Annotated in this window: 13 protein-coding genes; 11 read left to right on the top strand and 2 right to left on the bottom strand. The window is 59.3% G+C overall.

Annotated features, from left to right (window positions below; translation table 11 throughout):
- Positions 1–310: ATP-dependent Clp protease adapter ClpS (gene clpS, locus ACIOMR_RS29935; RefSeq protein ID WP_401198007.1), on the bottom strand; the 310-nt coding region annotated here is incomplete at its 3' end.
- A gap of 224 nt (positions 311–534) precedes the next feature.
- On the opposite strand from clpS, the gene cspD reads away from it, so the two are divergent.
- A complete protein-coding gene (cspD, locus tag ACIOMR_RS29930) occupies positions 535–795 on the top strand; it encodes a cold shock domain-containing protein CspD (protein ID WP_023658953.1) in 261 nt (86 codons plus the stop codon).
- Positions 796–865: 70 nt separating this feature from the next.
- Here the strand turns inward: cspD and icd are convergent, their stop codons facing one another.
- Complete coding sequence (gene icd / locus ACIOMR_RS29925; RefSeq protein ID WP_003219599.1) at positions 866–2,122, bottom strand: NADP-dependent isocitrate dehydrogenase; 1,257 nt, start codon at positions 2,120–2,122, stop codon at positions 866–868.
- 494 nt (positions 2,123–2,616) lie between these two features.
- Between icd and ACIOMR_RS29920 the strand changes: the two genes are divergently transcribed.
- From ACIOMR_RS29920 to ndhC, 10 genes are all read left to right on the top strand, one after another.
- Positions 2,617–4,842 carry an NADP-dependent isocitrate dehydrogenase gene (locus ACIOMR_RS29920; RefSeq protein WP_401198003.1) on the top strand — a complete coding sequence of 742 codons (2,226 nt, stop codon included), beginning with the start codon at positions 2,617–2,619 and terminating at the stop codon, positions 4,840–4,842.
- 228 nt (positions 4,843–5,070) lie between these two features.
- Positions 5,071–5,517, top strand: a complete 447-nt coding sequence (locus ACIOMR_RS29915; protein ID WP_008431568.1) for an NUDIX hydrolase — start codon at positions 5,071–5,073, stop codon at positions 5,515–5,517.
- A gap of 59 nt (positions 5,518–5,576) precedes the next feature.
- On the top strand, positions 5,577–6,701 hold the full coding sequence (gene mnmA, locus ACIOMR_RS29910; RefSeq protein WP_003219588.1) for a tRNA 2-thiouridine(34) synthase MnmA: 1,125 nt from the start codon (positions 5,577–5,579) through the stop codon (positions 6,699–6,701).
- Positions 6,698–7,321: a high frequency lysogenization protein HflD gene (gene hflD, locus ACIOMR_RS29905; protein WP_003219586.1), complete on the top strand. Its 624-nt coding sequence runs from the start codon at positions 6,698–6,700 to the stop codon at positions 7,319–7,321. The genes mnmA and hflD overlap by 4 nt, the downstream gene beginning before the upstream one ends.
- 124 nt (positions 7,322–7,445) lie before the next feature.
- Complete coding sequence (purB, locus tag ACIOMR_RS29900) at positions 7,446–8,816, top strand: adenylosuccinate lyase (RefSeq protein WP_401197998.1); 1,371 nt, start codon at positions 7,446–7,448, stop codon at positions 8,814–8,816.
- 84 nt (positions 8,817–8,900) lie between these two features.
- Entirely contained in the window at positions 8,901–10,067 is a 1,167-nt protein-coding gene (locus ACIOMR_RS29895; RefSeq protein ID WP_003219582.1) for a cupin domain-containing protein, read from the top strand.
- Positions 10,060–10,482: a GNAT family N-acetyltransferase gene (locus ACIOMR_RS29890; RefSeq protein WP_003219580.1), complete on the top strand. Its 423-nt coding sequence runs from the start codon at positions 10,060–10,062 to the stop codon at positions 10,480–10,482. The genes ACIOMR_RS29895 and ACIOMR_RS29890 overlap by 8 nt, the downstream gene beginning before the upstream one ends.
- Before the next feature lie 239 nt (positions 10,483–10,721).
- Positions 10,722–11,459: a secretin N-terminal domain-containing protein gene (locus tag ACIOMR_RS29885; protein WP_003219578.1), complete on the top strand. Its 738-nt coding sequence runs from the start codon at positions 10,722–10,724 to the stop codon at positions 11,457–11,459.
- 493 nt (positions 11,460–11,952) lie between these two features.
- Positions 11,953–13,278 carry an isocitrate lyase gene (gene aceA, locus ACIOMR_RS29880; protein ID WP_003219577.1) on the top strand — a complete coding sequence of 442 codons (1,326 nt, stop codon included), beginning with the start codon at positions 11,953–11,955 and terminating at the stop codon, positions 13,276–13,278.
- A gap of 716 nt (positions 13,279–13,994) precedes the next feature.
- Positions 13,995–14,253, top strand: a 259-nt coding sequence (gene ndhC, locus ACIOMR_RS29875; protein ID WP_401197993.1) for an NADH-quinone oxidoreductase subunit A, incomplete at its 3' end; no start/stop codon positions are given.

The raw sequence follows: 14,253 nt of genomic DNA, 5'->3' as shown, positions 1-14,253 counted from the left end.
TGTCCTGCTTGGCCTTTGTCTCGGCGATGTCGCGGGTAAACACTCCACATTCTGCCCGTCCTTCTGTGTGAACGGCCAGCATTACCTTGGTCGCCAACTCGCGGTTCAGGTTAAAAAACACCTCGAGTACTTCGACGACGAAATCCATCGGTGTGTAGTCATCATTGAACAAAACCACCTTGTACATCGGCGGCGCCTGTAAAGCAGGCTTGGCCTCCTGGACAGCAATGCCTGCAGAACCGTCGTCGTCTTCTTGATGATCCGGGCGATCCTGATTGAATGTTAGTCGAATCTGGCTGATTGCATGCATGGAAAGAAAGGTTCGTCAGTGGTTCAAATACAGTGGTGGGGGCGACCTGTCAGAATTTCAACTCTGACCGACTGGTCGCCTTGACTATCGGCAAATCAGTGTTACAACCAATAGAACCCACAGTGGGTAAAAAAGGTCCGCGCAGTCAACCTTATTTATTCGGGTTAGGACGGATAAACTGGATGATACTCCAGTGATGGAGTCTGGTGCAGAGGGATATGGGCATGGCGAGCGGTAAGGTCAAGTGGTTCAACAATGCCAAGGGTTACGGCTTCATCAACGAAGACGACAAGACTGACGACCTATTTGCGCATTACTCGGCTATCCAAATGGATGGCTACAAGACACTAAAGGCAGGGCAACCGGTTTCCTTCGACATCATTCAGGGACCCAAGGGCTTGCACGCAGTGAATATCAGCGCTCCAGTCAGCGCCACTACCCCCAAAGAGGGCGTCGCTCAAAAATCAAAAAGACAACTGGCCTGATCAGCCACTGAGCAAACGCTCTAAAAAAAACCGGCCCATCAGGCCGGTTTTTTTACGCCCCTGTATCAGCTTACATATGCGAAATCAGCGCATCCCCGAACGCCGACGACGACAGCAACTTGGCGCCGTCCATCAAGCGGTGGAAGTCATAGGTCACGGTCTTGGCCGAAATTGCGCCGTTGGTGCCCTTGATGATCAGGTCGGCCGCTTCGGTCCAGCCCATGTGGCGCAACATCATTTCCGCCGACAGGATCAGCGAACCCGGGTTGACCTGGTCCTTGCCGGCATACTTCGGCGCAGTACCGTGGGTGGCTTCGAACATCGCCACGGTGTCGGACAGGTTGGCGCCCGGCGCAATACCGATACCGCCCACTTCCGCCGCCAGTGCGTCGGACAGATAGTCACCATTAAGGTTAAGGGTGGCGATCACGTCGTATTCGGCCGGGCGCAGCAGGATCTGCTGGAGCATGGCGTCGGCAATGGCGTCCTTGACCACCACATTCTTGCCGGTGCGCGGGTTCTTGAATTGCATCCACGGGCCGCCATCCAACAGGGTCGCGCCGAACTCTTCGGCCGCCACTTCGTAGGCCCATTCCTTGAAGGCACCTTCGGTGAACTTCATGATGTTGCCTTTGTGCACAATGGTCAGCGAGTCGCGGTCGTTATCCACGACATACTGCAAGGCCTTGCGCGCCAGGCGCTTGGTGCCTTCCAGGGACACCGGCTTGATGCCAATCCCGCAGTTCTGGTCGAAACGGATCTTGGTGACACCCATCTCTTCCTTCAGGAACTTGATGACCTTGATCGCTTCCGGGGAGCCGGCTTTCCACTCGATGCCGGCGTAAATATCCTCGGAGTTCTCGCGGAAGATGGTCATGTCCACATCGCCTGGCTTCTTGACCGGGCTTGGCACGCCTTCGAACCAGCGCACCGGGCGCAGGCACACATAAAGGTCGAGCTGTTGGCGCAGGGCAACGTTCAGCGAACGGATACCGCCACCGACTGGGGTGGTCAGCGGGCCCTTGATGGAAACCACGTAGTCCTTGACCGCATCCAGGGTTTCCTGGGGCAGCCAGGTGTCCTGGTCGTAAACCTGGGTGGCCTTTTCGCCGGCATACACCTCCATCCAGGAGATTTTGCGCTTGCCGCCATAAGCCTTGTTAACAGCTGCATCGACCACCTTGATCATCACCGGGCTGATGTCGACGCCAATACCGTCACCCTCGATGAAGGGGATGATCGGGTTGTCAGGAACATTGAGAGAATGGTCTGCATTGACGGTGATTTTGTCGCCGACTGCCGGAACCTGAATCTTCTTGTATCCCATGCTGAACTCCATCTATGGATTGAACATCTGGCTGCGTTCGAGCCTACTCCAGATAAATGAGGACTGAAACCTCAGGCCCTGCACATTTGCGTCGAAAACAGCACATTTAGCGGCCTACAAGCTTGAAAGCAAAGGGAAAAGCGCCAATCTTGAGCACATCATGCGACTTTAGGCGCAACCCGCTGCCTGCGACCTTTAGACCAATGGACGACACACCTTTTGTATGAAGGCTCGGCGTAAGCATAGCGACCTATGTATAATGCCGCCGCTGACCAAAGAGTCACGACGGCCGACCGCTCTAGACAGACGCCCTCCGCCAGAAAAGCCGAGCTACTACAGTAGCTCACCCGCTTGACGCTCGACTGATGCAACCCAACATCACCGCGAAGAAACTTCGACATTTCGCTCATGGATGACTTTGAACGAACGCGCTTTACCCGGCGCATCTCGAGTTTCTGCGCATGCTTTCAGCAAAGAAGAGAGTTAATCCGAATATGCCCACCCGCTCGAAGATCATCTACACCTTCACCGACGAAGCACCAGCCCTCGCCACCTATTCACTGCTGCCTATCGTAGAGGCCTTCACCGCTTCCGCTGATATTGCCGTGGAAACCCGCGACATTTCCCTGGCCGCGCGCATCCTCGCAAGCTTCCCCGAGCAACTGGGCGCCAAGGCCGTGCCGGACCACCTCGCCGAACTGGGCGACCTGGCCGTTACCCCTGAAGCCAACATCATCAAGCTGCCGAACATCAGTGCCTCGACCCCTCAGCTGCAAGCTGCGATCAAGGAACTGCAGGCCCAGGGCTACGCCCTGCCGGACTACCCGGAAACCGTAAGCACCGACGCGGAAAAAGAAACCCGTGCACGTTACGACAAGGTCAAGGGCAGCGCCGTGAACCCGGTACTGCGCGAAGGCAACTCCGACCGCCGCGCCCCGCTGTCGGTCAAGAACTACGCTCGCAAGCACCCGCACAAAATGGGCGCCTGGGCTGCCGACTCCAAGTCCCACGTTGCCCACATGAGCACCGGCGACTTCTACGGCAGCGAGAAAGCCGTTCAGATCGAAGGCGCTGATGCCGTCAAGATCGAACTGATCGCCAAGGACGGTACTGCTACCGTCCTGAAGGAAAAAACCAGCGTACAAGCTGGCGAGATCATCGACACCGCCGTGCTGAGCAAGAAAGCCCTGCGCAGCTTCATCGCCGCTGAAATCGAAGACGCCAAGAAACAAGGCGTGCTGCTGTCGGTTCACCTGAAAGCCACCATGATGAAGGTTTCCGACCCGATCATGTTCGGCCAGATCGTTGCCGAGTTCTATAAAGACGCGCTGGCCAAGCACGCTGTGGTGCTGGAGCAGATCGGCTTCAACCTGAACAACGGCATCGGCGACCTGTACGCTCGCATCAAGGCCCTGCCGGCCGATCAGCAAGCGCAGATCGAAGCCGACATCCAGGCGGTATACGCTGCTCGCCCTTCCCTGGCGATGGTCAACTCCGACAAAGGCATCACCAACCTGCACGTGCCGAGCGACGTCATCGTCGACGCATCGATGCCTGCCATGATCCGTGACTCCGGCAAGATGTGGGGCACCGACGGCCAGCTGCACGACACCAAGGCGGTGATCCCGGATCGCTGCTACGCCACTATCTACCAGGCAGTGATCGAAGACTGCAAGGCCAATGGCGCCTTCGACCCAACTACCATGGGCAGCGTGCCAAACGTTGGCCTGATGGCGAAAAAAGCCGAAGAGTACGGCTCCCACGACAAGACCTTCCAGATCAAGGCTGACGGCGTAGTCCGCGTCACCGACAGCAAGGGCAACCTGCTGATGGAACAGGCTGTTGAAGCCGGCGACATCTTCCGCATGTGCCAGACCAAAGACGCGCCGATCCAGGACTGGGTCAAACTGGCCGTCAACCGCGCCCGCGCCAGCAACACCCCGGCCATCTTCTGGCTGGACCCACAGCGCGCGCACGATGGCGTCGTGGTCGAGAAAGTTCAGGCTTACCTGAAAGACCACAACACCGAAGGCCTGGACATCCGCATCATGTCGCCGGTCGACGCGATGAAGTTCACCCTGGAGCGTACCCGCAAGGGCCTGGACACCATCTCGGTGACCGGCAACGTTCTGCGCGACTACCTGACCGACCTGTTCCCGATCATGGAACTGGGCACCAGCGCCAAGATGCTGTCGATCGTGCCGCTGATGAACGGTGGCGGCCTGTTCGAAACCGGCGCTGGCGGCTCGGCTCCGAAGCACGTGCAGCAACTGGTTGAAGAGAACTTCCTGCGCTGGGATTCCCTGGGCGAGTTCCTCGCCCTGGCCGCATCCCTCGAGCATTTGGGTGTGACGTACAACAACCCGAAAGCCCTGGTGCTGTCCAAGACCCTGGACCAGGCCACCGGCCAGTTCCTCGACAACAACAAGTCGCCATCGCGCAAAGTCGGCAACATCGACAACCGCGGCAGCCACTTCTACCTGGCGCTGTACTGGGCTCAAGCCCTGGCGGCCCAGACCGAAGACACTGCATTGCAAGCGCAGTTTGGCGAACTGGCCAAGACCCTGACCGCGAATGAGGCAACCATCGTTGCCGAGCTCAACGCTGTCCAGGGCAAGCTAGTGGACATCGGTGGCTACTACGCACCGAACGCCGAGCTGACCAGCAAGGCCATGCGCCCAAGCGCCACCCTCAACGCGGCAATCGCTGCGCTGGTGTAAGGTTGTAAGGATGCAAAGAAGCCCCGGCCCTGTGCCGGGGTTTCTGTTTCTGGACATGGCGCTTTTATTGAAGAAACCCAATCAAAATGTGGGAGCGGGCTTGCTCGCGAATGCGGTGGATCAGTCAATACCTCTTTAACTGACACGCCGTATTCGCGAGCAAGCCCGCTCCCACACTGAATGCAATCGCGCCTGAAGACAGCGTTACACCTTGAATCGAGGCACTTTATGACCTGGCTACCTCACATCACCGTCGCCACCATCGTCGAAGACAACGGCCGCTTCCTGATGGTCGAAGAACTCAAGGGCGGCCGCGCCGTGCTCAACCAGCCCGCCGGCCACCTCGACCCGAACGAAACCCTGACCGAGGCCGCCGTGCGCGAAACCCTCGAAGAGACCGGCTGGGACGTCGAAGCCACCGGGATTGTCGGGATTTACCTGTACACCGCTCCCAGCAATGGCGTGACCTATCAGCGCGTATGCTTCATCGCCAAGGCCCTGCAACACCACCCGGACTACCCACTGGACGACGGTATCCTGCGCGCCCGCTGGCTGACCCGTGACGAATTGATGGCCCTGCGCGAAGACTGGCGCAGCGAGCTGATTATCCGCTGCATCGACGATTATCTGGCCGGCCAGCGCCACAGCCTCGAATTGATCCGCCCTTCTCTTTAGCCTTGCAGACGCGAGCCTGCTAGAATCGCGTCCTTTTTAAAGACTCCCGTTGAAATCCTATGCGTGATCCAGCCCCTTCTGACACACAAAAGAAGCGCGTCATCGTCGGTATGTCCGGCGGCGTGGATTCTTCCGTTTCCGCCGTTCTGCTCATGGAGCAGGGTTATGAGGTGGAAGGCCTGTTCATGAAGAACTGGGAAGAAGACGATGGAACGGAATATTGCACCGCCATGGACGACTTGGCGGATGCCCAGGCCGTCTGCGACAAAATCGGCATCAAGCTGCACACCGCCAACTTCGCCGCCGAGTACTGGGACAACGTGTTCGAGCACTTCCTGGCCGAATACAAGGCCGGTCGCACGCCGAACCCGGACATCCTGTGTAACCGCGAGATCAAGTTCAAGGCGTTCCTCGACTACGCGATGATCCTCGGTGCCGACCTGATTGCTACGGGCCACTACGTGCGCCGTCGCGACATCGATGGCCGCACCGAGCTGCTCAAGGGCCTGGACGCCAACAAGGACCAGAGCTACTTCCTGCACGCCGTCGGCGGCGAACAGATCGCCAAGACACTGTTCCCGGTGGGCGAGCTGGAAAAGCCCGAAGTGCGCGCCATTGCCGAGAAACACGGCCTGGCCACCGCCAAGAAGAAGGATTCCACCGGGATCTGCTTTATCGGCGAGCGCCGTTTCAGCGACTTCCTCAAGCAGTACCTGCCGGCGCAACCGGGCGAGATCAAGACCACCGAAGGCGAGATCATCGGCCGTCACCACGGCTTGATGTACCACACCATCGGCCAGCGCCAGGGCCTGGGCATCGGCGGCTTGAAAGACGCCGGCGAAGAGCCGTGGTACGTGCTGGTCAAGGACCTGGAGCACAACGAGCTGATCGTGGGCCAGGGCAATGACCACCCATGGCTGTTCTCCCGCGCCCTGCTCGCCTCGGACATCTACTGGGTCAACCCGGTGGACCTCAGCAGCCCGCGCCGCCTCACGGCCAAAGTGCGCTATCGCCAGAGCGACCAGCCCTGCACCCTGGAAAAAACCGCCACCGGCTATCGCGCCACCTTCGACGACCCGCAGCGCGCCGTAACGCCCGGCCAATCGGTAGTGTTCTATGACGGAGAGATTTGCCTGGGGGGCGGTGTGATCGAAGTTGCCGAACCCTGGAGCAGCCAGGCATGAGCCCGACCCAGGAGCAACTGACGGCACTGGGCGGCGTGTTTCTCGCCGCGGTGCTGGTGGACAAGATCGCCAAGACCGGCCAGGTCACCGAGGCCGGCCTGACCTGCATGCTCGGCAGCCTGCTGATCCGCGACCCGAAGGACACCCTGGAAGTGTACGGCGGCGACGACCTGGCCCTGCGCGAAGGTTATCGCGCACTGGTCGGCGCCCTCGAGCGCGACCCAAGCACCTTGCAGCGCGAGCCGCTGCGCTACGCCCTGTCGATGCTCGGCCTGGAGCGTCAATTGGCCAAGCGCGACGACCTGCTGGACACCATCGGCAAGCGCCTGCCGCAGATCCAGTCCCAGGTCGAGCATTTTGGCCCGGCCCACGAAAACGTGATCGCAGCCTGTGGCGCCCTGTACCAGGACACCCTGAGCACCTTGCGCCAGCGGATCCAGGTGCACGGCGATATGCGCAACCTGCAACAACCGAACAACGCCTCGAAAATCCGCGCCCTGCTGTTGGCCGGTATTCGTTCGGCGCGGTTATGGCGCCAATTGGGCGGTCATCGCTGGCAGTTGGTGGTCAGCCGACGCAAATTGCTGAAAGAGCTTTACCCGTTGATGCGCAACGAATAAGTCGCAGCAACCGATTTTTTTATAGCCCCACGCGTAATACGCCGGTCAGTTGGCAACGGACCGGCGGATTTTTTCATGTATGATACGCGCCCCATTTCGTTGCCCGACTGTCCGAGAACACCCCATGCAGCTTTCTTCGCTCACTGCGGTTTCCCCTGTTGACGGCCGCTACGCCGGCAAAACCCAGGCCCTGCGCCCTATTTTCAGCGAATACGGCTTGATCCGTGCTCGTGTTCTGGTTGAAGTGCGCTGGCTCCAGCGCCTGGCCGCTCACCCTGGCATCAGCGAAGTGCCGGCGTTCTCTGCCGAAGCCAACGCTGTGCTGAACGCCCTGGCGGAAAACTTCGCTCTGGAGCACGCCGAGCGTGTCAAAGAGATCGAGCGCACCACCAACCACGACGTTAAAGCCATCGAATACCTGCTCAAAGAGCAAGCGGCCAAGCTGCCGGAACTGGCCAAGGTCAGCGAGTTCATCCACTTTGCCTGCACCAGCGAGGACATCAACAACCTGTCCCACGCCCTGATGCTGCGCGAAGGCCGTGATGACGTGATGCTGCCACTGATGCGCCAGACTGCCGACGCCATCCGCGAACTGGCGATCCGTTTCGCCGACGTTCCGATGCTGTCGCGCACCCACGGCCAGCCGGCTTCGCCGACCACCCTGGGTAAAGAACTGGCCAACGTGGTGTACCGCCTGGAGCGCCAGATCGCTCAAGTCGCGGCCGTACCGCTTCTGGGCAAGATCAACGGCGCCGTAGGCAACTACAACGCCCACCTGTCGGCCTATCCTGAGATCGACTGGGAAGAAAACGCCCGCGCCTTCATCGAAGACGAACTGGGCCTGGGTTTCAACCCGTACACCACGCAAATCGAACCCCACGACTACATCGCCGAGCTGTTCGACGCGATTGCGCGCTTCAACACCATCCTGATCGACTTCGATCGCGATATCTGGGGCTACATCTCCCTGGGCTACTTCAAGCAGCGCACCATTGCCGGCGAAATCGGTTCGTCGACCATGCCGCACAAGGTCAACCCGATCGACTTCGAAAACTCCGAAGGCAACCTCGGGATCGCCAACGCCCTGTTCCAGCACCTGGCCAGCAAGTTGCCAATCTCCCGCTGGCAGCGCGACCTGACCGACTCCACCGTACTGCGCAACCTCGGCGTGGGCTTCGCCCACAGCGTGATCGCGTACGAAGCCAGCCTCAAAGGCATCAGCAAACTGGAGCTCAACGAGCAGAAGATCGCCGCTGACCTGGACGCTTGCTGGGAAGTGCTGGCCGAGCCGATCCAGACCGTGATGCGCCGCTACAACATCGAAAACCCGTACGAGAAGCTCAAAGAGCTGACCCGCGGCAAGGGCATCACCTCCGAAGCGCTGAAAACTTTCATTGACGGCCTGGATATGCCAGCCGCCGCCAAAGCCGAGCTGAAACTGCTCACCCCGGCCAACTACATCGGCAACGCTGTGGCTCAAGCCAAACGCATCTGATAGAAGCTTGACCCTTTGAGACGCCCGGCAGCGCCGGGCGTTTTTATTCCCGTCTGAAAAGTGCTTTTTTTCAATAGGTTACACATGAATCCTGACATTCCTCTTCAACTTCTGGGCGGCATCACGGCACGGGAATTCCTGCGCGACTACTGGCAGAAAAAACCCCTGCTGATCCGCCAGGCCATCCCTGACTTCGAAAGCCCGATCGACGCCGACGAACTGGCCGGCCTGGCGCTGGAAGAAGAAGTCGAGTCGCGCCTGATCATCGAACACGGCGAACGCCCGTGGGAGTTGCGCCGCGGCCCGTTCGCCGAAGATGCCTTCAGCACCCTGCCCGAGCGCGAGTGGACCCTGCTGGTGCAGGCGGTCGACCAGTTCGTGCCGGAAGTGGCCGAACTGCTGGAAAACTTCCGCTTCCTGCCAAGCTGGCGCATTGACGATGTGATGATCAGCTACGCCGCCCCGGGTGGCAGCGTGGGCCCGCACTTCGACAACTACGACGTGTTCCTGCTGCAAGGTTCCGGCAAGCGCAACTGGAAGATCGGCCAGATGTGCAACTCCGAAAGCCCGCTGCTGCAACACGCGGACCTGCGCATCCTCGCTGAATTCGAAGAGACCGCCGAATGGGTGCTGGAACCGGGCGACATGCTCTACCTGCCGCCCCGCCTGGCCCACTGCGGTGTGGCCGTGGATGATTGCATGACTTACTCCGTAGGCTTCCGCGCTCCGAGCGCCGCTGAAGTGCTGACCCACTTCACCGACTTCCTCAGCCAGTACCTGACTGACGAAGAGCGCTACACCGACGCCGATGCCCAGCCGGTCAGCGACCCGCACCAGATCCAGGGCGACGCCCTCGACCGCCTGAAAAGCCTGTTGGCCGAGCACATGAGCGACGAGCGCATGCTGCTGACCTGGTTCGGCCAGTTCATGACCGAGCCGCGCTACCCGGAACTGGTCGCCGGCCCGGAAGTGGAAGAAGAAGACCTGCTGGGCAGCCTGGAAAACGGCGCCGTGCTGATCCGCAACCCGAGCGCCCGCCTGGCCTGGTCCGAAGTCGACGACGACCTGCTGCTGTTCGCCAGCGGCCAGAGCCGCCTGTTGCCGGGCAAGCTGCGGGAACTGCTGAAGCTGGTGTGCGCCGCCGACGCCCTGCACATCGACAACCTCGGCCCATGGCTGGCGGATGAAGATGGCTGCGCCCTGCTGTGGGAACTGGTCAAGCAAGGAAGCCTGGGGTTTGCCGATGAATAAGATTCACGTAAGTGTCGCGGACTGGCAAAAGGATATCGCCGAGATACGGCGCATTCGTGAAGCGGTATTTATCGCTGAACAATCGGTTCCACCGGAGCTGGAATGGGATGCAGACGACGCGAGTGCCGTGCATTTCCTGGCGTTCGAAGGCGACTTTCCCATCGGTACTGCACGCCTGCTGCCTACCGGCGAGATCGGCCGCGTGTCGGTTCTCAAGGACTGGCGCGGCCTGAAGGTCGGCGACAAGCTGATGGAAGCGGTGATCGGCGTGGCCGAGAAACGCGGCCAGACCCGGCAGATACTCAGTGCACAGGTCCATGCGGCGCCATTTTATGAGCGCCTGGGCTTCAAGATTGTCAGCGATGAGTTCCTGGAAGTCGGGATTCCTCACGTTGATATGGTGCGCGAGGGCTGATCCGAGACCGCGCCGCGCCCTTCGCAGGCAAGCCAGCTCCCACATTCGATCCAGTACATCCTTTGGAATGAGGTCAAATGTGGGAGCGGGCTTGCTCGCGAAGGCGCCATCAGCAACACCTCAAAAGGCCCTGCCATCCCCCGATGCCAGGGCCTTTTGCCGTCCAGGATTCAACTTGCACCCCGCCAGGCCGACAAACTGGCAATATCTAGCCTAAATGACTCGCAGAGATAACGGACATGTCCCTACGCACCCTGCTCACCCTGTTGCTCCTGGCCACCAGTTTCTCGGTGATGGCCGCCACCGAAGTCGTGCCCCTGAGCAACCGCACCAGCGCCGACCTGCTGCCGGTGGCGCAGAACTTTATCGGCAAGGACGGCACCGTCAGCGCCTACGGCAACCAACTGATCGTGAATGCCGAGCCCGACAAGATCCAGGGCCTGCGCGCCCTGCTCGCGCAACTGGATACGCCTTCCAAACGCCTGTTGATCACCGTCGACACCAACGAAAACAACCAGCAGAGCAACGGCAACAATCAGACACAGGTCATCACCTACAGCACCGAAAGCCGTGACGGCGGGATCCAGCAGATCCAGGCCAGCGAAGGCGTGCCTGCGCTGATACAGGTCGGCCAGAGCGTGCCCCTCACCACCACCCAGCCCGATGCCTACGGCCGCCCGCAGAACCAGACCCAGTATCGCAACGTAACCCAGGGCTTCTACGTGACGGCCAGCGTCACCGGCGAGACCGTTCACCTGAGCATCAGCACCAATCGTGACCGCATGAGCCAAGAACGTCCCGATGTAGTGAACGTGCAAAGTACCGACACAACTGTCAGCGGACGCCTGGGCGAGTGGATCACCCTGGCCGGGATCAACCGCCAGACCCAAGCCGACAAAAGCACTACAACCCGCAGCTACTCTACTCAAGGGCGCGATGACCTGACATTGCGGGTCAAAGTCGACACGCTGAACTGAAGCACCAAAAACTGACTGACGAGTCGTATTAGACTAAAGATGTAGTGCTTGAAAAAAAGCACTACAAAACATTTGACGATCCAAAAAAGCATGGGCATGATGGCCTCGCTCCCGCTAATCAGGGGCCCTGGCAAGGGCCTTCGGATCGTCGCTCAAAGCCACCCACCTGAGCCGATTCGTGTCTGTACCGCCCACAAGGTGTGTTTGACGAGGTTGCGACTGGAACGAAGTTGTCCCGAGGGACGGAAGCTAACCAGGTAACCCGGCAACACACTGATGGATCGTACAAAGGCCCACGACGCCCGAAGACTGTTCGCAGTTCGCCCTTACCTGCTCAACTCCCCCTTGAGCCACTCGTTCATCCCGTCGCCTTCCCCGCCGAGCCTGACTTGACCGCCTAAGCTTCTGGTCAGCGAGCAGCCATAACCACGCACTGATACGTGGCTGGCAAATGGAATTTTCCACCTAGACCTATGCGACGAGGTTTTTCCCCATGGCACTGACACGCGAACAGCAAATTGCAGCCCTTGAAAAAGACTGGGCTGAAAACCCACGCTGGAAAGGCGTGACCCGCGCTTATTCCGCTGCTGACGTCGTCCGCCTGCGTGGCTCGGTTCAACCTGAGCACACCTTTGCAAAACTCGGCGCCGAGAAGCTGTGGAAGCTGGTCACCCAGGGTGCCAAGCCGTCCTTCCGTCCCGAAAAAGATTTCGTCAACTGCATGGGCGCCCTGACTGGCGGCCAAGCGGTTCAACAGGTCAAAGCCGGTATCCAGGCGATCTACCTGTCTGGCTGGCAAGTGGCAGCGGACAACAACTCCGCTGAATCCATGTACCCCGACCAATCGCTGTACCCGGTGGACTCCGTGCCAACCGTGGTCAAGCGCATCAACAACTCGTTCCGCCGTGCCGACCAGATCCAGTGGAAAGCCGGTAAAGGCCCGGGCGATGAAGGCTACATCGACTACTTCGCACCGATCGTTGCAGACGCTGAAGCCGGTTTCGGTGGCGTACTGAACGCCTACGAGCTGATGAAGAGCATGATCGAGGCAGGCGCTGCCGGCGTTCACTTCGAAGACCAGCTGGCTTCGGTGAAGAAATGCGGCCACATGGGCGGCAAGGTACTGGTTCCAACCCAGGAAGCTGTTCAAAAGCTGACGGCTGCTCGTCTGGCTGCTGACGTTGCTGGCACTCCGACCATCATCCTGGCCCGTACCGATGCCAACGCGGCTGATTTGCTGACCTCGGATTGCGACCCGTACGACCAGCCGTTCGTGACTGGCGAACGTACCCAGGAAGGTTTCTATAAAGTGCGCGCCGGTCTCGACCAGGCGATCGCTCGTGGCCTGGCCTACGCGCCGTACGCCGATCTGATCTGGTGCGAAACCGCCAAGCCGGACCTGGACGAAGCTCGCCGCTTTGCCGAAGCCATCAAGAAGGAATACCCGGATCAACTGCTGTCCTACAACTGCTCGCCTTCCTTCAACTGGAAGAAGAACCTGGACGACGCGACCATCGCCAAGTTCCAGCGTGAACTGTCTGCCATGGGCTACAAGCACCAATTCATCACCCTGGCCGGCATTCACAACATGTGGCACAGCATGTTCAACCTGGCGCACGACTACGCCCGCAACGACATGACTGCCTACGTGAAGCTGCAGGAACAAGAGTTCGCTGATGCTGCCAAGGGTTACACCTTTGTGGCGCACCAGCAGGAAGTGGGCACCGGTTACTTCGACGACATGACCACCGTGATCCAGGGCGGCACCTCGTCCGTGACTGCGCTGACCGGTTCGACCGAAGAAGAGCAGTTCCACTAAGTACTGAGTACACGGCCACTGCGGCCCCACGGAAGACCTAACCGCAGTGCCGCACGATCTGACGCCCCGACTGGTTCGGGGCGTTTTTTTGGGCGCCTGAAAAGCACTGGAGTGTGAGAGCAGCCACAGTCAACTGTAGGAGCTGGCTTGCCTGCGATGCAGACAACTCGGTTTCTGCGATACACCGAGGCGATGCCATCGCAGCCAAGCCAGCTCCCACAGGAAAGCAGAGCGGCACGCGCCTTGGCCCAGCCTTTGATTGGGCTTTTGAATATGTACCCCTGCGCGCCCTCGCCAGCCGATTTCGATCAAAACATTGATCCAGAGCGCTATTCCCATCTGCAAAACCAGTTAAAAGATCCGCTTTACCAACTAGCATCACCCGCACAAGTAACAACAACTTCCCGCGCTAAACCCCGAACAGTTGTTTAAAATCCACGCAAACAATATTCATTATCATTTAGAGCATGAAAACTTCTTTACCGGTTAAACAAAACACAATTCGTGAAAAGCCCGCTAATGCCCGCAGCACAAGGGCTACAGCCCCAAGAAGGTGCACTATGTGCTTATTCCATCGAATAATTTCGCTATAGGAATTTTACTTGCCCGGTGTTTAGCCATAAAATCACCGCGATTGATTGCGCTGCGACATATCGTCACTGCATCGTTACTTTTTCGAGCTCAGAGACCTTTGCTCTCTGTTAAGGATTTCCAGCATGACCGAAGCGACAGGACTCATGGCCCACAACTGGGGCTTTGCCATTTTCCTCCTCGGTGTAGTCGGCCTTTGCGCCTTCATGCTCGGCGTCTCCAGCCTCCTCGGGTCAAAAGCCTGGGGCCGCAGCAAAAACGAACCGTTCGAGTCCGGCATGCTACCTACAGGTGGCGCCCGCTTGCGGCTCTCAGCCAAATTCTATCTCGTCGCGATGCTATACGTGATCTTCGACAACGAAGCCCATTTTCTCTTTGCCTGGT

It is taken from the genome of Pseudomonas sp. NPDC087814 (assembly GCF_044742865.1).
Classification (GTDB): Bacteria; Pseudomonadota; Gammaproteobacteria; order Pseudomonadales; family Pseudomonadaceae; genus Aquipseudomonas.
The sequence above is the reverse complement of the archived record's forward strand: the minus strand, read 5'-3'. Positions and strand labels throughout refer to the sequence as shown.